19 protein-coding genes and 2 pseudogenes are annotated in these 21238 nt (G+C 38.2%); 2 read left to right on the forward strand and 19 right to left on the reverse strand.

Going from position 1 to position 21238, the window contains the following annotated elements:
* Nucleotides 1-59: 59 nt before the first annotated feature.
* Nucleotides 60-1766, reverse strand: coding sequence for a phospho-sugar mutase (locus BMX63_RS01540; protein ID WP_093131267.1), 1707 nt, complete (start codon nucleotides 1764-1766; stop codon nucleotides 60-62).
* 205 nt (nucleotides 1767-1971) lie between these two features.
* Here BMX63_RS01540 and BMX63_RS01545 point away from each other — a divergent pair, with 205 nt between their 5' ends.
* Together BMX63_RS01545 and BMX63_RS01550 are read left to right on the forward strand one after the other, a co-directional pair.
* The gene (locus BMX63_RS01545; protein ID WP_093131269.1) at nucleotides 1972-3351 is read left to right on the forward strand and encodes a Glu/Leu/Phe/Val family dehydrogenase; all 1380 of its coding nucleotides are present in this window, start codon (nucleotides 1972-1974) and stop codon (nucleotides 3349-3351) included.
* A gap of 94 nt (nucleotides 3352-3445) precedes the next feature.
* Nucleotides 3446-4033, forward strand: a complete 588-nt coding sequence (locus tag BMX63_RS01550) for a class D sortase (RefSeq protein WP_093131272.1) — start codon at nucleotides 3446-3448, stop codon at nucleotides 4031-4033.
* A 33-nt stretch (nucleotides 4034-4066) separates the two neighbouring features.
* Here the strand turns inward: BMX63_RS01550 and BMX63_RS01555 are convergent, their stop codons facing one another.
* The 18 genes and pseudogenes from BMX63_RS01555 to BMX63_RS01635 all read right to left on the reverse strand — a co-directional run bounded on the left by BMX63_RS01555 (nucleotide 4067) and on the right by BMX63_RS01635 (nucleotide 21102).
* Nucleotides 4067-4936 carry a fumarylacetoacetate hydrolase family protein gene (locus BMX63_RS01555; protein ID WP_093131274.1) on the reverse strand — a complete coding sequence of 290 codons (870 nt, stop codon included), beginning with the start codon at nucleotides 4934-4936 and terminating at the stop codon, nucleotides 4067-4069.
* A 31-nt stretch (nucleotides 4937-4967) separates the two neighbouring features.
* A pseudogene (lhgO, locus tag BMX63_RS01560) lies at nucleotides 4968-6167 on the reverse strand (L-2-hydroxyglutarate oxidase).
* A gap of 27 nt (nucleotides 6168-6194) precedes the next feature.
* Nucleotides 6195-6587 (reverse strand): acyl-CoA thioesterase, encoded by a 393-nt coding sequence (locus tag BMX63_RS01565; protein ID WP_093131276.1) that lies wholly within the window; start codon nucleotides 6585-6587, stop codon nucleotides 6195-6197.
* A gap of 140 nt (nucleotides 6588-6727) precedes the next feature.
* A complete protein-coding gene (gene prpB / locus BMX63_RS01570) occupies nucleotides 6728-7627 on the reverse strand; it encodes a methylisocitrate lyase (protein ID WP_093131278.1) in 900 nt (299 codons plus the stop codon).
* Nucleotides 7628-7784: 157 nt separating this feature from the next.
* Nucleotides 7785-9203 carry a bifunctional 2-methylcitrate dehydratase/aconitate hydratase gene (locus BMX63_RS01575; RefSeq protein WP_245732684.1) on the reverse strand — a complete coding sequence of 473 codons (1419 nt, stop codon included), beginning with the start codon at nucleotides 9201-9203 and terminating at the stop codon, nucleotides 7785-7787.
* A 39-nt stretch (nucleotides 9204-9242) separates the two neighbouring features.
* Nucleotides 9243-10679, reverse strand: a complete 1437-nt coding sequence (locus BMX63_RS01580) for an SLC13 family permease (protein ID WP_093131282.1) — start codon at nucleotides 10677-10679, stop codon at nucleotides 9243-9245.
* Nucleotides 10660-12174 carry a tripartite tricarboxylate transporter permease gene (locus tag BMX63_RS01585; protein ID WP_093131284.1) on the reverse strand — a complete coding sequence of 505 codons (1515 nt, stop codon included), beginning with the start codon at nucleotides 12172-12174 and terminating at the stop codon, nucleotides 10660-10662. The genes BMX63_RS01580 and BMX63_RS01585 overlap by 20 nt, the downstream gene beginning before the upstream one ends.
* A 12-nt stretch (nucleotides 12175-12186) precedes the next feature.
* Complete coding sequence (locus tag BMX63_RS01590) at nucleotides 12187-12645, reverse strand: tripartite tricarboxylate transporter TctB family protein (protein WP_093131286.1); 459 nt, start codon at nucleotides 12643-12645, stop codon at nucleotides 12187-12189.
* An 87-nt stretch (nucleotides 12646-12732) separates the two neighbouring features.
* On the reverse strand, nucleotides 12733-13755 hold the full coding sequence (locus BMX63_RS01595) for a tripartite tricarboxylate transporter substrate binding protein (RefSeq protein WP_425441444.1): 1023 nt from the start codon (nucleotides 13753-13755) through the stop codon (nucleotides 12733-12735).
* 235 nt (nucleotides 13756-13990) lie between these two features.
* Nucleotides 13991-14677, reverse strand: coding sequence for a response regulator (locus tag BMX63_RS01600; RefSeq protein WP_093131290.1), 687 nt, complete (start codon nucleotides 14675-14677; stop codon nucleotides 13991-13993).
* A gap of 52 nt (nucleotides 14678-14729) precedes the next feature.
* On the reverse strand, nucleotides 14730-16307 hold the full coding sequence (locus BMX63_RS01605; RefSeq protein ID WP_093131292.1) for an ATP-binding protein: 1578 nt from the start codon (nucleotides 16305-16307) through the stop codon (nucleotides 14730-14732).
* Nucleotides 16308-16710: 403 nt separating this feature from the next.
* On the reverse strand, nucleotides 16711-16875 hold the full coding sequence (locus BMX63_RS18350; RefSeq protein ID WP_245732670.1) for a hypothetical protein: 165 nt from the start codon (nucleotides 16873-16875) through the stop codon (nucleotides 16711-16713).
* Complete coding sequence (locus BMX63_RS01610; protein ID WP_245732671.1) at nucleotides 16872-17324, reverse strand: RraA family protein; 453 nt, start codon at nucleotides 17322-17324, stop codon at nucleotides 16872-16874. The genes BMX63_RS18350 and BMX63_RS01610 overlap by 4 nt, the downstream gene beginning before the upstream one ends.
* A 569-nt stretch (nucleotides 17325-17893) precedes the next feature.
* Nucleotides 17894-18415: pseudogene (locus tag BMX63_RS18355) on the reverse strand (peptidoglycan recognition protein family protein); the annotation flags it as partial.
* Nucleotides 18416-18491: 76 nt separating this feature from the next.
* Complete coding sequence (locus BMX63_RS01620; protein WP_093131296.1) at nucleotides 18492-18761, reverse strand: acylphosphatase; 270 nt, start codon at nucleotides 18759-18761, stop codon at nucleotides 18492-18494.
* A 97-nt stretch (nucleotides 18762-18858) separates the two neighbouring features.
* The gene (locus BMX63_RS01625; protein ID WP_245732672.1) at nucleotides 18859-19161 is read right to left on the reverse strand and encodes a hypothetical protein; all 303 of its coding nucleotides are present in this window, start codon (nucleotides 19159-19161) and stop codon (nucleotides 18859-18861) included.
* A 237-nt stretch (nucleotides 19162-19398) separates the two neighbouring features.
* On the reverse strand, nucleotides 19399-19791 hold the full coding sequence (locus BMX63_RS01630) for an NUDIX hydrolase (protein WP_093131298.1): 393 nt from the start codon (nucleotides 19789-19791) through the stop codon (nucleotides 19399-19401).
* Nucleotides 19792-20271: 480 nt separating this feature from the next.
* Complete coding sequence (locus BMX63_RS01635; protein ID WP_093131300.1) at nucleotides 20272-21102, reverse strand: enoyl-CoA hydratase-related protein; 831 nt, start codon at nucleotides 21100-21102, stop codon at nucleotides 20272-20274.
* Nucleotides 21103-21238 lie beyond the last annotated feature (136 nt).

A 21238-nucleotide genomic window follows, 5' to 3' on the forward strand; every position in this document is an offset into this window, starting at 1 on the left:
TATCGTACGTGATAAAAGCCCGTTTTATAATTCGACAAAATTCGGGTGGTGACAGGCACCTATAACACTGCTTCTTTCATTTGCTTGAGTCTTTCTTCACTTTCTTCTCGTGTTTTTCCTTTTACACCAAAATAGAATTTAATTTTAGGCTCTGTACCTGATGGGCGAAGACAGAACCAGCAGTCATCTTCCAGTAAAAATTTCAGTACGTTCGATTTTGGAAGCTGAATGGTTTCTTTTTTTCCATCTGCTAAATACGTACGTTCTGAAGCTGCATAATCCTCAACAGCCAGAACTCTTAATTCTCCAGCCTTTTCAAGTGGATTATCCCGGAAGTTCTGCATCATGTTTTCAATTTGTTCCGTTCCGGCGATTCCTTTAAGGGTAATGGAATGCAGATCCTCTAAATAATAGCCGTGACGTTGGTAAATATCTTCAAGGGCATCAAAAAGAGTTTTTCCTTTTGATTTCCAATAGGCTGCAATTTCACTAGCCATCATTGCAGATTGAACAGCATCTTTATCCCGGGCAAAATCACTTATTAAGTATCCGTAGCTTTCTTCGTAACCAAATAAGAATTCATGTGCACCCGTTTCTTCATACTCACGAATTTTTTCTCCGATAAATTTAAAGCCAGTTAGTGTGTCTAAAGTGTCTATGCCATAGTTTGAAGCAACTGCTCGTCCTAATTCTGAAGTTACAATGGTTTTGATCATTAAGCCATTTTCAGGGAGGGGATTCGTTTTAGCAAGAATATAATCGAGCATCAAACTTCCCAGCTGATTCCCGGTTAAAACCGTATACTCCCCATCTGAACCTTTTACAGCTACTCCTAAGCGATCTGCATCGGGATCTGTACCAATTAATATATCTGCATCGGTCTTTTTCCCGTATTCAATAGCTAAAGTAAAGGCCTGATGCTCTTCAGGATTTGGTGATTCAACGGTTGAAAACTCCGGGTCCGGTTTGGCCTGCTCCTCTACAATCGTAACCTGATTAAAGCCAAGCTGCTTTAATCCTGCTTTGACGAATTGATGAGCCGTTCCATGCAGTGGTGTAAAAACAATCTTTAAATCTTCTGCCTGATCTTGAATAACCTCAGGATTTAATGTAATGGTTTTTAAGTGAGCCAAATACGCTTCATCAACTTTTTCATCAATCCATTCTAATAATCCCTGTTCTTCCAATTTAGACTGCTCTAAAGCATCTACAGCCAGTTCGTTTTCTACCGCATTTACCTCATACACGATATCCTCAGCCTGGACAGGTGGAACTTGTCCCCCATCTTCATTATAGACTTTAAATCCATTATATTCTGGTGGATTGTGACTAGCTGTAATCACAACTCCAGCAGCTGTTCCAAGATGACGAACAGAAAAGGAAAGTACTGGTGTAGGACGTAAAGAAGTAAATAAATACGTTTTAATCCCGTGTGCCCCCATAACCTTTGCTGTTTCCAGTGAAAATTCCGGAGACATATGTCTGGAATCGTGGGCCACAACAATCCCCTCCTTCTTTGCATCTTCCCCTTGCTTCTCTATGTATTTCGCCAAGCCTTCTGCCGCTTTACGAATGGTATAGATATTCATACGATTGATTCCCGGACCAAGCTCGCCTCGCATGCCTCCTGTCCCAAATGTTAGCGGTTTATAAAAAGCTTCTTCTAATTGAGCTTCGTCCGAAGATAATTGATCTAATTTTTGACGTAAGTTGCTATCAAGTTCTTTAAACTGATTCCATCTTTTATAATGGTCTTGCCACGCCATCCAATCTCCTCCTGCATAAATCTTTATGATAGATATAATAATTTTCCTCGATCCGTACCTTTATTTTAGCATTTGTTGACAACTGTCACCACCCCGCGAATATTGTCTATGAGGATTATAAAATTCTTAACTTTCTGAAGAGACATACAGCTTAAATCATGCTACCATACATATAATGAAAGATATAAGATTGGAGGACGTTATAATGGCCATTAAAACCGAAGCAATCGTTCAGCATTCATTGGATGCTCTTCTGGAGGACGAAACCTTTTTACCCACAGTGAAAGGGGATGCAAGAAAACAGGCTTTCACCTCTCTTGCAGCAATTCTGTCCACGCCCAATCATATACATAAGGCTTTTCTTCGTATTGGTTTAGAAGACAAAAAAATTGTCCGTGTACCCGCTTTTAGAGTTCAGCACAATAACACACTGGGGCCTTATAAAGGGGGCATTCGTTTTCATGAATCGGTAAAAGAAGAAGAAGTTACAAATTTAGCCGCCCTTATGACATTAAAAAACGCCCTGCATGAAGTCCCTTTTGGCGGTGGAAAAGGCGGCGTAGTTATCAATCCAAGAGACTTCTCAGAAAAAGATCTTCATAAAATTGCGGTAAAATATGTGCATTACTTTAGTGATGTCTTAGGGACAGATAAGGATATTCCCGCGCCAGATATGGGAACAGGAGAAAGAGAAATGGACTGGATGATGGCTGAATATAAAAGCATCAAACCAGGCGAGCCTTATCGCGGGAGCTTCACAGGTAAAAGTGTTGTAAATGGAGGTTCCTTAGGACGCCGAGAAGCAACAGGTAAAGGGGTATATTTTACATTCCGCTATTTACTTCATGATTTTGTCAAAGAGCAATACCAGCTTTTATCCAACACAGATAATCGCTTTGCCAAGACCGCTCTCAACACCGCAAATCGTCCACTCAAAATTGCTGTACAAGGATTTGGGAATGTAGGGTCTATTGCAGCATTAGAAGCTTATCAATGTACCTATCTTCAAAATAAGGTGGTTGCTGTTAGCGACCGTCATGTCACCCTTTATAATTCAGAAGGACTGAACATCCCTGGGTTAATAGATTTTACCAGCCAGCAACACGGAGATTTACCCATAACAGAAAAACAGCTCGAAAAGGCCGGAGTAAAAGCCGATATCCTCCATCGGGAAGAAGTCTTGTATTTAGATGTTGATGCATTGTTTTTAGCAGCTCTGGAAGATCAAATTCACGAGGACAATGTAGAACAAATTAAGGCCCCCGTCATTGTAGAAGGAGCAAACGCGCCAGTGACAAGCGAAGCCGATAATGTATTAAGTGATAATGGGGTTATTATTATTCCTGATATTTTAGCCAACGCCGGTGGGGTTATCGTATCTTATCTGGAATGGCTGCAGGGTCGTGAAACCCAATTTTATACAGAGGAACAGGTCTTTAAACTTCTCTATGACAAAATGCAGAAAACCATGGATTCCATACTGCCTCCATTCTTTAATGATCCATATCCTCTAAGACAAAATTGCTATATCCATGCGGTCATGAAACTATCGACCATTTTATATCGACATGGAAAGCTCTATTAAAATATAAGGGCGGCATTCACGCCGCCCTCCATTAACTAAGAAATAACAGAAGAATAGAAATTCAACTTTGTACATTATAGGGAGGTGAAACCTATTGAAAAGAATAAAACTGACAATTGGAATTTTATTTATATTAATCGGTCTTAGTTTTATCGGTTATCCCCTCTATTATCAATGGTCTCAGTCACAGGAAATAGATGAGCTAACTTCTGCCATACACGCGATTTCTACTGGTGAAGAATTCGATAACGCCACGGTTGCACCTGAATTAAAAGAAGAAATCGAAAAAGGAGTACTTCACCTGAAGATCCCCACAATTGATTTACATCAGCCCATACTCTCTAAAACCAACAAAAACACCTTAAACGTAGCCTTAACACAAATCAAACCCAATCAGACTCCAGGTAAAGGGAATTTTACAATCGCCGGGCATCGAAGCCTGAAAGACGGAAGACATTTTAATCGTCTGCCAAACGTCCAAAAAGGGGAGACAGTCATTTTAGTTGATGATAATACGAAATATCACTATAAAATCACGAAAATATTTGAAGTTGAACCAGAGGAGACAGATGTATTAACAGACGTTAAGGAAAAGCAGCTCATCACGCTTGTAACATGTACAGCTACAGGGAGAGACCGAATCATTGTACAAGGGGAATTAGTGGAAACAAAAGAGGGGTAAAAAAGATCCCCCTGCTTCTTATAATAGGAGGGGCTATTGTTTTACATCCTCTACCCTGTTTTCTAATAGGGCAAATCCATCTATCACACAGGAAACCACATCCCCATCCCGAATTACTACAGCTCCTGGTGTACCGGTTGAAATAATGTCACCCGGTAATAACGTCATCACTTTTGAATGAAAAGAAATCAGATTCCATGGCGTAAAAGTCATGTTGGATACGATATTTTTGCGATGGAGATTACCGTTAATCCTTGTGGAAACTTCTAATTGGTGAACATCCTCTACTTCATCTGTTGTCACAAGCTCTGGTCCAAAGCTGAAAAAGGTGTCAAAGCTTTTGGAACGGGTTAAATATCGAGGATTCCGCTGTAATATATCTTCTGCCGTCATATCAATAACCGTTGTATACCCTGCAACATAGTCGATAGCCTCTTTTTCAGTGACATTCCTACACTCTTTTCCTATGATAATGCCCAGTTCTGCTTCTGCTGTTGTCCGTTCGGATTGATGTGGAATTTGAATCGTATCATGAAGTCCAATGATAGCTGTATCTGGTTTCATAAAGCTTGCAGGCTCTGAGTTAGGCGCCATTTCATGTAAATCTGATGCATGCTCGACATAATTAAGACCAATCCCCCAGATTTTCCTTGGATGTCGATAAGGCGGGGCAAATGTAACATCACTTTTTGATAAACGTAAAACATTCTGAAGCTTATCCTGGTTGATATTTTCAAACCATTCAGCTAGCGAAGTAAGCTTTCCTGATTCTAATAAGTGGTATAGATTCACAGGCCATGTCGTATTAAACACCTCATTCAGTGTTTGAAGCATCACTACCTGATTTCCCATTATAATAGCAGCTGTTTCTTCTCCCTGATCTTTTACCGTAGCCAACCGCATATCTCTACTCCTTTCTAAATAGATGGATTTTTCACCAAACAGGTTCTTTTACCATCATTTGGCGGACAACTTCTTTACCGATTTCTAAAGATGCAGTCGCAGCAGGTGAAGGTGCATTGCATACATGCAGGCTTCGCTTCCCATGGATGATTTCAAAATCATCTACAAGGGTGCCATCAGATCTTAATGCCTGAGCGCGCACTCCAGCTCCTCCTGGTATGACATCATCGGATTGAATGTCCGGGATTAATTTCTGAAGCTCTGACACAAACTTTTTCTTAGACAATGAACGGGCCATTTCACTAACGCCTTCCCGCATATATTTTCGTGCCAGATGCCAAAAGCCTTTATAGCGAAAAACATCCCAAATATCCTTCCGATCCCAATCGGTAAAGGCATATCCTTCCCGTTTAAAACTCAATACCGCATTGGGTCCTGCCTCTACCTCCCCATCTATCATTCTCGTAAAATGAACACCCAGAAAGGGAAAATCAGGATTAGGAACTGGGTAAATTAAATTTCGAACCAGATGCCGTTTTTCAGGTTTTAGCTTATAATATTCCCCGCGAAAAGGGACAATTTGAACATCAATAAAATAGCCCGCTAAATAGGCAATTCGATCACTATGAAGCCCAGCACAATTGATTAAAAATCGTCCGTTAAAGGTATGCTGATCTGTCTCCACTGTAATTCGATCGGTTTGTTCGGTAATGGTTTGGACAGTCTCTCCACACCGTACATCGCCACTTTGTTTTCTGATTAGATCCGCTATCTTATAGGAGACTTGCTGATAATTCACAATACCGGCAGAAGGAACCTTTATAGCTTCTACTCCACGGACATTTGGTTCCATTTCACTCAACTGATGTCGATTCAGCTTTTTAATCGTTAAACCATTTTGTATACCCCTTCGATATAAATGGTCCAATTGCTTTGTTTCTTCCTAGTTCGTGGCCACAATCACTTTCCCACAAACGTCATAATCGATTCCCTCTTTTTGACAAAAATCTACCATCGATCGATTACCCTGTTTAGCCAAACGTGCCTTCAAACTACCAGGTTTATAATAGATTCCTGAATGTATAACCCCACTATTATGTCCTGTTTGATGAGAAGCAAGTTCCTGCTCTTTTTCCAGAATCAGCACTTTTTTTGATGGATATTGCTTCGTTAAAGATAAACCAACGGATAATCCAACAATGCCGCCTCCAACAATAATAAAATCATACATAGTGACCACCTCCTTATAAGTCCTAATTTAATCCTTAAAATGGAGCGCTAATTCCTCACGAATCGAATCAGGGATTGGTTCCTTAACTTGTTTCTCTACATTAAAATTCACATACGCAGCCGTTCCCTTTGCACATAATCGTCCATTCTGCCAAAGCTCTTCATATAACTGCAGACTTGTATTTCCGATTTTTTCTACCCATGTATGGATCTCAACACTCGTTCCGAAATAAATTTGGTCGGTATAATCAATATTGGTGTTTAATATAATCATCCTCCAATTTTCAAATGACATATCAGGTGTAAAGAGCCTAAAAATTTCATTCCGTCCAGCCTCAAACCAGACCGGTACCACGGTATTATTGATATGCCCGACACCATCAGTTTCAGACACACGAGGTTCAATTACTGTTTTATACATCGTTATTCCATCCTTTAATTCCCTTATTTGAATATTCTATAAATATATCTTCTCTAAAATTCCTGTAAATCCTTTAATGAGATGAAAGGTGTAATAGACAAAATAAGGGGGCACAATAGCCCCCATATCATTACACCTGATTATTCTAAAATTGTTTTAGCAATCTTATAATCTAATTCCTCATATTCATAATAATTTATCGTATCATATAGTTCTTTTCTAGTTTGCATATCATTAATTGAGTCTATTTGAGTACCTTTTTCAAGGATTTCCTGATATACTCGTTCATAAGCCTTAGCCGCCACCCTCATAGAGGTTACAGGATATATAACCATTTGATAACCAAATTTCTCAAATTCCTTTGCTGTATAATAGGGGGTTTTACCAAATTCTGTCATATTCGCTAATAGTGGGACTGAGATTTCCTGTTTTAAACGTTGAAATTCCTCTTCATTAGGTAAAGCCTCAGGAAAAATGGCATCAACTCCTGCTTCTTCATAAGCTTTAGCACGCTTAAGTGTACTATCAATACCTTCTACTCCATAGGCATCCGTTCTTGCAACAATAACTAGAGTTGGGACAGTATCTCTTATTACATGAATCTTTTGAACCATTTCCTCTGTGGTAACCAGCTTCTTACCATTTAAATGACCGCATTTTTTTGGCGAATCCTGATCCTCTATTTGAACGGCAGCTACATTTGCCTCAAGCATCTCCTTTACTGTACGAGCTACATTTAGAATACCGCCAAACCCGGTATCGATATCTACTAATACAGGTAGGTTAGTTGCTCGAACTAAATCCTTTGCCCGATCTGCCATTTCTTCTGATGTTATCACCCCTAAATCCGGTAATCCTCTACTTGCTGTATAAGCAGCACCAGATAAATATAGTGCTTCAAAACCTGTTTTCTTTGCCATTAAACCAGCCATTGCATCATGCGCACCAGGAATTTTTAAAATAGATTTTTGATTAATTTTTTTTCGAAATTTCCCAGCTAATTCCTCCTGTGTTAACGATTTGTGTGTTAACCAAGTCATGGAAATCCCTCCTATTACGTATTGTGTAAAAATTGATGTTTTACACATTTTGCGTTCTCCCTGCCACAGTTGACATACACTGCTCTTTACATGACCCCACACGATGTGGGGAAATAGGTTTGGACAGGAAGTACCGAACTTAATCAAGCCTCCTTTTTTAAATGACCATCATTTTTATATATTGATGTACAGGAATTGTCTTTAACTTATTACTATTTTCACATAACTCAAAGATTTGCTTTGCTTGTTGTTTAGGAAAATGGCTTTCAAGGTTTTGACTGAATTTTTCTAGTAATTTAGGAATACCCTCTTCTCGTCGAAAACGATGACCCAGAGGATATTCATAGGCAACTTTATCGGTTGATGTTCCATCCTTAAAGAAAACTTGAACGGCATTGGCAATTGATCGTTTTTCCGGATCCAAATAATCTTTACTGTATTGCTTATCTTCAACAATCTCCATCTTCTCCCTTAAAGTATCAATTCGGGGGTCTGCTGCCGTTTCATCTTCGTAATGATTGGCTGTAATATGACCAAAAAGAAGACCAATTGCTGTTATATACTGAATGCAATGATCCCGATCTGCCGGATTATGCAATGGACCCGTTTTATCAATAATACGTATAGCTGATTCCTGGGTTGTGATAACTATCTTATCAATTTCTTCGATTCTCTCTTTTACTTTAGGGAATAATTCTACAGCACATTCTGCAGCTGTTTGCGCATGAAATTCGGCTGGATAGGAAATTTTAAATAGAATATTTTCCATAACATAAGAACCAAATGGCCTCGCTAATGTAAGTTCTTTACCACCAAATAAGACATCCTGAAACCCCCAGTCTGGGGCTGATAGAGCTGTTGGATAACCCATTTCTCCATAAACCGCCATAAGAGCAAGACGAACACCCCGACTTGTCGCATCACCTGCAGCCCAGGATTTTCTTGATCCGGTATTCGGAAAATGACGATAGGTACGCAAGCTAGAATTATCAACCCAGGCATTCGATACGGCATTCATGATTTGCTTTTTCGTCCCACCCAACATGGTGGTCACAACAGCTGTAGTAGCCACCTTTACAAAAAGGACATGATCGAGTCCTTGACGATTTAAACTATTATCCAGAGCTAAAACACCTTGAATCTCATGTGCTTTTACCATAGCAATAAGAACATCCTCTACGGTAAGGGGACTTTTGCCCTCTGCTATATTTTGACGACTCACATAATCTGCTGTTGCTAATATCCCTCCCAGATTGTCAGAAGGATGCCCCCATTCAGCTGCTAACCATGTATCGTTATAGTCTAGCCAACGGATGATACAGCCAATATTAAAAGCCGCATGTACAGGATCCAGTTCATATTGAGTACCCGGAACTCTGCTCCCATTCGGGACAATTGTTCCTGGCACAATTGGACCTAAATGCTTCGTACATTCTTGATACTGAAGTGCTAAAAAGCCACATCCCAGCGTATCCATTAAGACATAACGAGCCGTTTCCAGCGCCTCGCCACTTGTAATCTCTCCATCTAAAACATAATCTGCAATCTCCTCTATTACTGAATCTGCTATTTCCATTTGTTTTTTTACTGTTTTACTCATTTTTATCCCTCCATTCTACCAATAATACAATGCTGCTATAACAGCTACTATCATCATTAAAAAGCTGGAGAAAGTCCCCATCACATACTGTTCTTTTTTCGAAAGCACCCCGGTTTCAAAAGCATAAAAAGTAGTAGGCGAATGAATAGGTATAACCGTCATTCCTCCTATAATTAACAGCACTAATAGGGCCAAAGCTATTGACTGCACACCGATTAATTCTGCATATGAAATAATGATAGGAAAAATGACAACTAATGCAGATGATGGTACCGTAAATAAAAACCTTATAATATATACAAGCAATGCAATGATGACAACTTTTATCGCTTCTCCAGCTTCAGTTGGAATAAACATGATAAGTTGACCGGCTAACACTTCTGCTGTTCCATTATTATCTATGAGTAGAGCCAAGGAAAAGGAAGAGCCTAAAAGTAAAAAATTTTCCCAATCATAATTTCGGATCAACTGATTATCAATAAGCCCAAAACTAGGTAATGAATAGATTACTACTAATAACATAGGTGGTAACACAAGTGGAACATGTTGTGGATTAGTAAAAATCCAAACAAAAATCATACAAATAAAGGTTCCAATTACGACCCAGAGTTTTGCTGGTATGGATTCTGATTGTATCGATTGGGACTCCTTTTTCTGCGTCGCTGTTTTCTTCTGATCTACAACTGGTGTTGTTTTTTTAAAAAATTGCCAGGCTAATACCATCAAAATTATTAAGCCTATCCAAATGGGCGGAGCCATTTTCAGCAACCATTCTATCCAGCTAATTTCAGCAATATGGTAATCTCGAATTAGCTGCCAGGCTAAAACAGCAAGCCCACCTCCTGTAAAAATAATCATTGTAGCAGTCTGATTAAAGATTCCCAAAATATAAGCACAATATTTTTTAAATAAGCTTTTCTCACTATATCCATAATACTCATTTAATCTTTCAACTAGTGGGAACAGAATCTTAAACCGTGCAACAGCTGACGGTAACACTATAGGTAAAACTAGCATGAATAAAGGTAACCCGATAATAATGATATGTGCACCACCTTTACTCATTTTCATGATCATTCGAGCGATTACCTTATCGATTCCAACCCTTGTTAGTGCCTGACTAATTAACGAAAGGACGAAAATAAAATAAAGAGCTGGAGACAAAAAGCCTGCAACCGCTTCTTCCACTGTATCGGTCAACCCAAGTATAAGCATACTAGATAAAACCAACATAGATACTGCTCCTGATGGCAAAGGACCCAGCGTCCACAAATAAATGGCAAAAACTAACAAACCTAAGGTTAATTGCTGCTCACTCGAAAATGAGTCAAGAAAGGTAGATTGTGATAACAAAACTATTCCCAGTAAACATGAGGATAGCAAACCTCTGTTTACAATTAGCTTCCACTTGGCATATGGTATAGGCTCTTTCTTATAAACTTGTGGTTTCATTGGAATCTTCACTTTTTCTACTTATAAAATATTTAATAATGGGTACCAGGAATGAAAGTAAGGCAACAATTAATAAGGCTAAGGAAATTGGATTTTCTATAAAAATCATTAAATTTCCATTGGATATGGTAAGAGATTGCCTAAAGGACTGTTCCATCATTCCACCAAGAATAAAAGCCAGGATTAATGGTGGTGCCGGAAAAGAAAAAAGTCGCATGACAAAACCCAGAACCCCACATATTAAAAGTAAATATAGATCAAAAGGATTAAAACTTATCGAGTAAACACCTATTAAACTAAACATGATAACCAATGAAATCAATAACGGACGTGGAATCCGTAATATTCTAGCAATATATGGGATTAGTGGTAGATTTATGATTAATAAAAAGATATTTCCAATATACATACTGGCAATAATACCCCAGAAAATCTCTGGTTGGTCAGACATTAGTAAAGGCCCAGGCTGAACACCAAGAACCATAAAAGCACCTAGCATAACAGCTGTTGTCCCAGATCCCGGAATCCCCAAGCTTAATAATGGAACAAATGCACCACTTGTCGCTGCGTTATTAGAGGCTTCCGGAGCCGCTAAACCTTTAATAGATCCTTTACCAAATTGATGTGACTTTTTGGAAATACGTTTTTCGGTCACATAACTAATAAAGGATGCAATCGTTGCCCCTGCCCCTGGTAATATACCTAGGATAAAGCCCAAAAAAGAATGACGTGACATTGGTCCACTCATCTCTTTTACATCAGATTTGCTTAATTTCAAACTGCCAATCGATTTATTTTGAGATAGCGACTGATCTTTACGGTTGAGAATTAATGTACAAACTTCAGTTAGAGCGAACAGCCCTAATGCAATAACAAGAAAGTCAATCCCTTCAAATAAATTGGGATTCCCAAAAGTGAAGCGCTGCGTACCAGTTTGTCCATCAAGTCCTATGGTTGCAACCATAAATCCTATAGTTGCTGAGATAAGTGCTTTAATAGTAGAGCATTCAGACAAACTGGATATAAGAGTTAGCCCCATCAGCATCAAAGCAAAGTAAGCAGGTGGACCAAATGATACAGCTACACTTGCAAGCACTGGTGCAAAGAGCATTAAAAGAACAACACTAACCGTACCACCAGCAAATGATGAAATCGCAGCAACAGCTAATGCCTTCCCCGCCTTACCTTGTTGAGCCATTGGATATCCATCAAACGATGATGCAACTGTTCCTGAAATCCCCGGGGCATTTAATAAAATGGAGGATGTAGAGCCACCGAATACCGCACCATAATATACACCCGCCATCATAACAAGGGCAATAGTCGGGGCCATTCCATATGTAATCGGAATCATAATAGCAATCGCACTAATAGGGCCCAGACCAGGAAGCATACCAATGAATGTACCAACAAATACCCCCATTAACACAAAGAGTATTCCTTCTACACTTAAGGCTACTTGAATTCCTGTCATAATTCCTTGTAAAGCATCCATATGCTATCCTCCTTAAATTGGCAAGATTCCTTGTGGCAACTGAATTTTTAGCAAGAAGACAAAAATAGTATAGGTTGATATCGAAAAGATGATTGAAACAAGAGCATTTATTATGTGCTTTTTATAGCCTAAAATTAATGAACAAAAGAATACAAATAGCGATGTCATCAACACGAAACCTATGATTTCAAATAACCAAATATAAAGAAAAAGCATACCGCCAACCGTTAATAAACCCCCCATATCCCTCTTCGGTATATTACGTCTTTCTTTTTGTTCTTCCGTTTCCGTGTTCTTGGAAAAGTAAAGTACGATAGAAAGCATAGTTAATAAATATCCTAATCCCTTTGGAATTACGTCAGCATCAACGGCAGTATAAGCAAAGGATGGCAGTTGATAGCTCATGATTAAGTATCCTGCAGATATAACAAACAATACTACCGCAATTCGCTGGTTTATCCTTTTTAACATAGTTGGTCACTCCTAAAAGATTTGATGATAGTCAAAAAAGAAATATATAGAAGTCAATGAAAACTCATTGACTTCTACAAGCAAGCATTATTCAGATAATCCTAACTCTTCCAGTAAGCTTGCAATGGACTCTTTTTCCTCATCTAAGAACTTCTTATATTCTTCAGAATTCATATATTGTTCATCCCAGCCATAGTTAGCTCGAATTTCTGCAAATTCCTCAGAATCACTTAACTCTTTAAACTTTTGTTCATAATAATTAACAGCTTCCGGATCCATGTTTGGTGGTCCAAAGAATCCTCTCCAATTAACAAATGTTTCATCGATTCCTTGTTCAATAGCCGTAGGAAAAGTACTTAGAACTTCTCCTTCAAGGCGTTCTTCTGCCGTAATACCTAAAACTTTGATTTCCCCAGCTTTTACTTGCTCAACTGTTTCAGCTACACCAGTAGAATAAACATCAACACTTCCATTTAATAGGGAGGTTAATGCTCCACCATCCTGGTCTGATACGTATTTAATTTTAGTTGGATCCACCCCGGCTGCTTTAGCGATTTTTACAAATTGAATATGGTCCATACTTCCCGGTGAAGAAGCACCTACTACTGAGATACTGGAAGGGTCTTCCTTCATATCTTCAAATAAATCATTTAAATCATCCCAAGGAGCATCCGCTCTAACAGCAAAAGCTCCATAGTCTGCAATAATATTTGAAAGTGGTGTAAAATCTTCATGGCCAAACTCTGATTGTCCATTTAATGGAACTAATAAAAGTGGAGGAGAAGATACAAATAAATTGTACGGACTTCCATCTTGTTTATGAATATCTGCCCACGCTACGGCTCCACCGCCTCCTGGCTGGTTTTCCACACCAATATCCTGTTCAATAATCCCTGTTTCATTAAAGACTTGAGCCGCCATACGGGCTGTTGTGTCCCAACCACCTCCAGCCCCGGCAGGAGCTACAAATTCAATGGTTTGTTCTGGCTGCCAACTATCAGAGATTTCTGATCCAGAATCTTCTGTTGAATCAGAATCGGTTGTTTCACTTGTGTCCGGATTTTCTGATGAATCTCCAGAACATGCAACAACAAAGAACATAAGTAGCATAAATGCAAAAAACGTAAATACTTTTTTCATGTTCAAAGTCCCCCTTTTGATATTTCTTATTTAGAGATTCTTCCAATCCCTTTCCACTCATCCACCAATTTAGTTTAAAAATTCAGATATGTAAACGTTGTCATAATAATGTTTATTAAACACTTTTTGTTTATTTTATACATTTTGTTCACGGTTCAACGTTTGTTCTCATTAAAAAATGCTTAAAACCCATCCTAAGTCATAATCAAGATGTTTTTCCATAAAGGTAATATTTTCGTTCTGGTCGGCCAACAATACCATACTCTAATTCAGCTTTTCCTTCATCAACTGAAATTAAATATTCTAAATAGCGCCTTGCCGTAGTACGGGAAGCACCCATTTTATCTCCCATTTCTTCCGCTGTTATCCCTTTACTCGTTTCATTCAATATATTCCTTACCTTTTCTAACGTAATAGGATCTATCCCTTTTGGTGTTTTCTGTTCTGTAGTTGTTTTCATTGCTGTATATCCAAAATATTTGTCCAAAAAAGATTGATCGAATTCCTTTTTCGTTTCTAACGCAGTTCTTGTTTTCTTGAATTTCTCTATTGCTGTTACAAATCTTTCGATGTTAACTGGCTTAATTATATAATCAAATACGCCATTTAAAATTGATCGTTCTACCATGTTTTTTTCCGTTGCAGCTGTAATCATAATTATTCCGGTTTTCGGATTATTTTCTTTAATATTATGAATTAAATCCGTACCTAAAACATCAGGCATATAGATATCCAATAGTACTAAATCTACTTGATGATTTTCTACTAATTCCAATGTCTCTTTACCATTTAATGACTTTCCTATTACTTGAACACCTTTAACTTTAGCTAAGAATTCTTCATGAATTCCAGCTACCCTATAATCATCTTCAGCAATCACAATATTTAACATGGTAATCCTCCTAAACTTAACCATTAGAATAGTTATGCAAAATAATCTCTCTCTATTTGCCGGGGAGAAAAACAGTAAATACAGCACCACTATTTTTTTGGTTTTGGACTTCTATCGTACCCTGCAGTTCCTTTACTACTTCCTGAACATTTGCCAGTCCAAATCCTCTTCCCTGGTTATTCTTCGTAGAAAAGCCTCTATAAAATATATTTAAAAGGTTATTCCAATTTATTCCTTCTCCACTATCAGCAACTTCTAAAACAATATCATTCCCTTCATCTGTAGCAAAAAATGTCACTTTACCATTCTTTTGATTTTCTACAGCCTCAATAGCATTATCTATTAAATTACCTAATATCATAATCAGACTAGCCATATGGATATGTTCGGGGATTTTGTCTAAATTGGTCATAGAATCAATTTGTAAGTCAACCTTTTTTTCGGATGCTTTTCCCATTTTACCTAGTAATATGGCTTGTACAGTTCGATCTTTAACGTGATTTACTAGTCCTCGCGTTTGATGGTCATGAGTTTTGGATTCTAATTGAATGAACTTAATAGCCTCATTATAATGTCCTAGTTGTAACAATCCGGACAAAACATATAATTTATTCGTGTACTCATGTGTTTGGGCGCGTAAATCTTGTGAATACTGTTTTACCTCTGACAATGTATTAAGCATTTCCTGAAGTTCAGTTTTATCTCTAAAAGAAGAGACAACCCCAATGATCTCTCCCTTTTCCACTATTGGAATATGATTGACCACTACCATACGATTTCTTAAAAACAGTTCATCATTTTGAATTGACTTACCCGAATGGAGAACATCATACATTTTTATATTTGGTAAAATGCTTTCAACATTCTTATACATACTAACCTTTGTGAGTCCTAACATATTTTGAGCCGATTCATTCATCATTGTGATCTTTCCAGTTTCATCAATAGCAATGATTCCTTCTTTAATCGATTGCAGGATTGCATTACGTTCCTGAAAAAGGGAAGCAATTTGGCGGGGTTCCAGTCCAAACGTATCCTTTCTTATACTTCTGGTAAGGTGAATTCCACCAATGATACCTAATAATAAGACAATCAGAGAAACACTCCCCTGTTTGATTAACTTATTAAATATAGCTATTTTAATATCCTCAATCATAAAGCCAACTGAAACAATTCCAATAATTTCCCCCTTGTCATTAAAAATAGGTGCTTTGCCACGAAGGGATGGACCAAGTGATCCTACTGCTTTCGATGTGTAATATTCACCGTGTACTAGTGCTTTATCATTATCACCACCAACCATTTTTTCACCTATTTTGTAGGGCTGCGGATGGGAATAGCGTACACTCTGAGTATTCCCTACAACCACAAACTCAGCACCTACCATTTCACAAATATGCCTTGCTATGGGTTGGATGACCTTGGATGGTTCTTTCATTTCAAATGCTTGTTTAATAGTAGGCATAGACGAAACGGTTTTTGCCACTTGCAGGGCACGTTGTCCCATGTTTTCTTCAGTCTGTTGTGTTTCAAAATATGCATTGACAGCAGTAATTAGTATAATGATAAATAAGATTAACGTGATGATAAGTGTTAAAATTTTCGTTTTTAAGGAGACTCTTTTCATCATGATAGACGCAGTATCCTCTCTTTCTTAAAAGGTAAACATATGATTATATACACTAAATTATCACAATTATTTGTTAATTTATAGAGAGTATACCCTTAAGAAAATTTAGTAAGATAATGGACCCATACAAATATCCCGAGTTTTTAATAAGCAATTATCTCCTGTTGGAATTTGAACTGTCTTTGCATAGTCGCTGCTTTTTGCTTAGACTCATGACTTTAATCAAACGCAAAAGCCATAGGTGGTTTAATTAACTTTATTTTTTAAATTATTATTCTATTTTTCCTCTCTCACACTGGTTAACGCTTTTACCATAAAAGTTATCTGCAGATACCAAATTTTTATGGTTTCTTAATAACAATAAAAAGCCCAAACCACTGTGATTTGGACTTGAAAAATACCACTATTTCAATTGTTTCTCTAAATATTCAATCGCTGCCTCGCGATTTCCTAACACTTTTTCTTCGCGTTCTTCATCCTTTTTCAATTTTGCTAATGCCCCTTCATAGACCTCATCAATCCGATCTTTAGGCACACACACGATTCCATCCTCATCTCCTGCAATCAATCACCTGGATGAATGACAACCCCATTACAAGAAGTCGGTTCATTGATGGTTCCATTTCCATGTTTGAAGCCTGCAGCAGGTGTAGCTCCCGTACAGAATACCGGAAAATCCAAATCACGAATGCCTTGAATATCACGTACAGCTCCATTAATGATTGCTCCTGTAAAGCCCATCATTTGCGCGAGCCCCATAATGAAATCGCCAGCTGTAGCCCGGTCTATATATCCCCCTGCATCAACAATCAAAACTTCATTAGGTCGAGCATCCCGAATGGCTTGTAACACAAGCTTATTATCCCCGGGTGGAATTTGAACTGTTTTGGCATACCCCACTACTTTTTGAGTTGGTTTAACCGGTTTTATACCCGGCCATAGATGATTATAGCCTTTTAGACCATCTGAAACGGCCGTTACAGGAATGTCTTTAAATTTTTGAATCCACTCTGCCACTTCATCATCTCCTCTGTTAAAAATTCACTTATGAATAGGTTCTGTTAAACATAGGTGTTAATTTCCGCTCCAGTGTGTTCGCTTTCCGCGGGCGGTCCGGGGGCTTCCTCGGCATTTACCTACAGTATCCCGTATACTGATCTTCCCGCAGGAGTCTCGCGGGCTTCTACTTCACTAACTTAGTAGAAAATCAACAATAAGCTTTAACACAGCCTATGAATAAAAATTCGCTAATCTTTGCCTAATTCCTTTCTTAAGGAAGATGTATTCCCTACCTTTTACTTACCCTTTTTATAGATTTCCACATACTTCTCTGCAGCCGTAATGTACCAGCCGGAAATTAATTGATACATAGGATAATCGTCAACGATAAGCTTACGTTTTACCGTGAAAATATAATTTTCCTCTACGATGGGGCCAGTTTTATCTTCCCAATTCGGCGAGCCATACGTATGGAGGCCCTCTATTCTGATTTCTTTTACATCTTTAATTCTAATTTGCTTTACATCAGTTGGAACTTCTTGAACGCTATTATTCTCTTTATTTTTGGCAGGAATTTCTTTCAACTCCCTGGTAACATCCCTAATAAAATCATCAAAGGCTATCCCATATTGATTTAATGCATTATGGGGATCTGTTCTGCGAGATGGATCCAGCGTAGCATGAGCGACAATATCTGTTTGAGGATTTAACCCGAACTTTTTACACAAATAAGCATGATACCAGACGTAGCGCTTATAAGCCTCCTTAAAATCAATATTCCCGCCATAGCAAAGCTCAACCCCTATAGCAGCATGATTAGCATCCTTACCAAAACGCTGATTATCTGTTTTTACATTGTAGCGCACATGCCATGCTTTTTCTCTTAATGGTATCATTTCCATAATAGTACCATCGTCTATAAATGTGTGTGCTGAGGCACTTGGCTGCGTGTAGTTAAAATAATCCCGATTTCCACTAGCCGTAGAACCTGGATTTCCCGTATCATGGGCAACAATAAAAGCTACTGTTTGAATGGCTTGTCCACTTCTTGCGGGACCTTTTTGAATATAATTTTTCGTAATGGAAAACTTCTTACGATCAAATGACATAAAAATTCCTCCCTTCAATTATCACTTTTATAATCGAAAGGAGGAGAAAATAAGTGTTTCCTGTCTAAGAAAAATCTTACTCCATACGAAAGTCCTGATAGCCCTTTTCTGTTTCTGATTGATCTACTTCCATGTGGTCGACACGAATAAACGGACTTAGACCATTCTTTACTTCTTTCAAATAGTCTTCTACTTTATCGGCAGGACCTTCTACTTCCATTTCTACATTCCCGTTCGCTAAATTACGTGCATAACCCTTTACGCCATATTCATTTGCTTTTCGCCAGGCTGATGCGCGAAATCCGACTCCCTGGACTTTTCCGCTGACGATTGCGTGTGCGTGCATATGTATCACCTCTGTTTTTAGTAGAAGTATACGATAGAAAAAAGGGGATTCTCAAGCTGAGGGCATGATTTTCCCTGTAATCATCATATCTTTCTTCTTATAGACCGCTCATCCTGAGGATTTCTCCTACATTAAAACCTACCCAACCCCCGATAAAAGGAAAAGCACTCACAGGAAAGTCCAATCTTGCATAGTCAAAATCTGTAACAAATATAAACACTGTAAAAATAATACTCACAACACTGATAATGACAAACTCAGTCACAGTTTTTCGCTTCCAGCGCCTCTCCCCCATATGGTCTCTGTCAAAAGCCTTCACAAGTCGGCTTGTCTTTGTATCAATCGTCTTTCCTGTCTTAAGGGTATACAACGTACTTGCTGTAATAATCCAGAGAACCACGCAACATAAAACAGCAAGGACGGAAACTCCCCTCTGCATAAACAGCAAAAAAAATGAATAACAACAGCATCACGAGATTGTATTGGACTAAGTGTATCTTTTTTAAACGCTTAACTTCTTGTATATCCCATTCTGCTTCAGCCATTTTATTCTCCTATTCTATTTAGAACTAGTTCATATTGTACCCTTACCCTCTTTTTTGAATAAGAATCTCTAATGCAAGTCAATGTGAAAAAGTTATTGATTCTTTTTTATAAAGTCTTTTATGAAAATCCTATCTTCTTCATAAGAAAGAGACAAATATTGAATGTCTTCAGTTGATTTCCAGTCCACATCATAAATTATTTCATCAGGGTCCTGTATTGTTGGTTTTCCTCCAACAATCCGTACGTTAAAATAATGCACTTCACCATATTGACTTTCTTTTTTGAATAATGGGCGTACGATTTCAGCACCGTACCCCGTTTCTTCCTTTACTTCTCTAACACAACACGTTTCAAAGGTCTCTCCCGTTTCTATACCTCCAGAAGGTACTGACCAGCGTTTTGGTTCATCAATGGTTCCTTGGAGTACCATTAAAACACGTTCATTTTTAACACATACACCTGCTGCACCATACCATTTCCCCATAGTTATCTCTCCAATCTTCTATTTTTTTATTATTAAATATGGCAAACATTGGTGTTGATTTCCTCTCTAGTGCGCTCCCCTCAACTTGGTATGAAAATCAACAATAAGTTTTAACACAGCCTTAAATATAAACAATCCTTTTTCTTCGTTAACTGTATATCTCCTGTTTCAATATTAACACAATATTCCATAAATTGATGATGTTAAACGAAAAAGACGACCAACTTAATGATTGCCTTTTTTAATTCTCAACTCTTAGTTTAAATGAAAGCATTCACTATATCTGTGTTACAGCCAAACTTTCGGAGAAGAATTTATGACTAATTACTTGGATTGTCCGCGAACAAAGAGATTTAGGCGTGAAAGTAATGAAGCACAAAAGAACATTGAAAAGTTTAAAATAGATACTGGAAAGAAGAAGATTACTATTACTTATTTGGGAAAAATCTCTTAATAAGTAATCTGATTTAATCATTCCTTTTATTCAGACGCCTCCTTCTGTTCATTAAAGAGAGGAGGAAGATCACTGCTTTTGAGTGGAAATTCAGGCTTTCTTTTTTCTAAGAATGATTGAATTCCTTCTTCTGCATCGGCATTTTTACCTGCCCAATATAAAAATGCTGACTCCTTCAAATGAGAAGTGTAGGGATGTTTTGTGCCCTGCATTTTCCAAATGAGCTGCCTTGCAAAGCTATTAGAGGTGGCTGCGGTATTGTCCACTATATCTTTAGCAATTTCTAGCGCTTTTTCCAAGGGCTGTTCGTGTTCATACTGGACCAGTCCTGCCCCAAGAGCTTCCTGAGTTGGAATATATCTTCCCGTATATACCCATTCCAGAGCCTTTCCGATACCGACTAATCGAGGCAAAAACCATCCCGATGCTGCCTCAGGACCAATTCCCCGCCTTGCAAAAACAAAACCGATTTTGACATCCGGCTTCACAATTCGTATATCCATAGGCAGTGTCTGCGTTAAGCCAATCCCCACAGCTGGTCCATTAATAGCAGCGATAATAGGCTTTTTCAAATTATAAACCACGAGACTAATTTGACCGCCGCCATCACGATAGTTCTCCATACCTTCATCTGAAGCAAAAGTAGCTCCACCCTCACTTAAATCCATCCCTGCACAGAAAGCTTTTCCTTCACCTGTGACAATGATGACACGTACATTGTCGTTTTCATCCGCTTTTTGATAGCAATCCATAAGCTCATCCTTCATCTGTTCCGTATAAGCGTTCATTTTTTCGGGACGGTCTAAAAATATGGTCAGGATTCCATTATGTAATTCTGTAAGAATGGTTTTATACAAACGCGTTCACTCCTTCTATGAAAAAATTTTTAACGGATGAAAAGGTGCAAGGGTGAAATACCCTCACACCTGAAATGATTATTATCGTACGTTAGTCGTTTCCTCTTTCCCTTTAGTACCCTTATTTGCCTCACTG

This window comes from Salinibacillus kushneri (genome assembly GCF_900111405.1).
GTDB classification, from domain to species: Bacteria; Bacillota; Bacilli; order Bacillales; family Alkalibacillaceae; genus Salinibacillus; species Salinibacillus kushneri.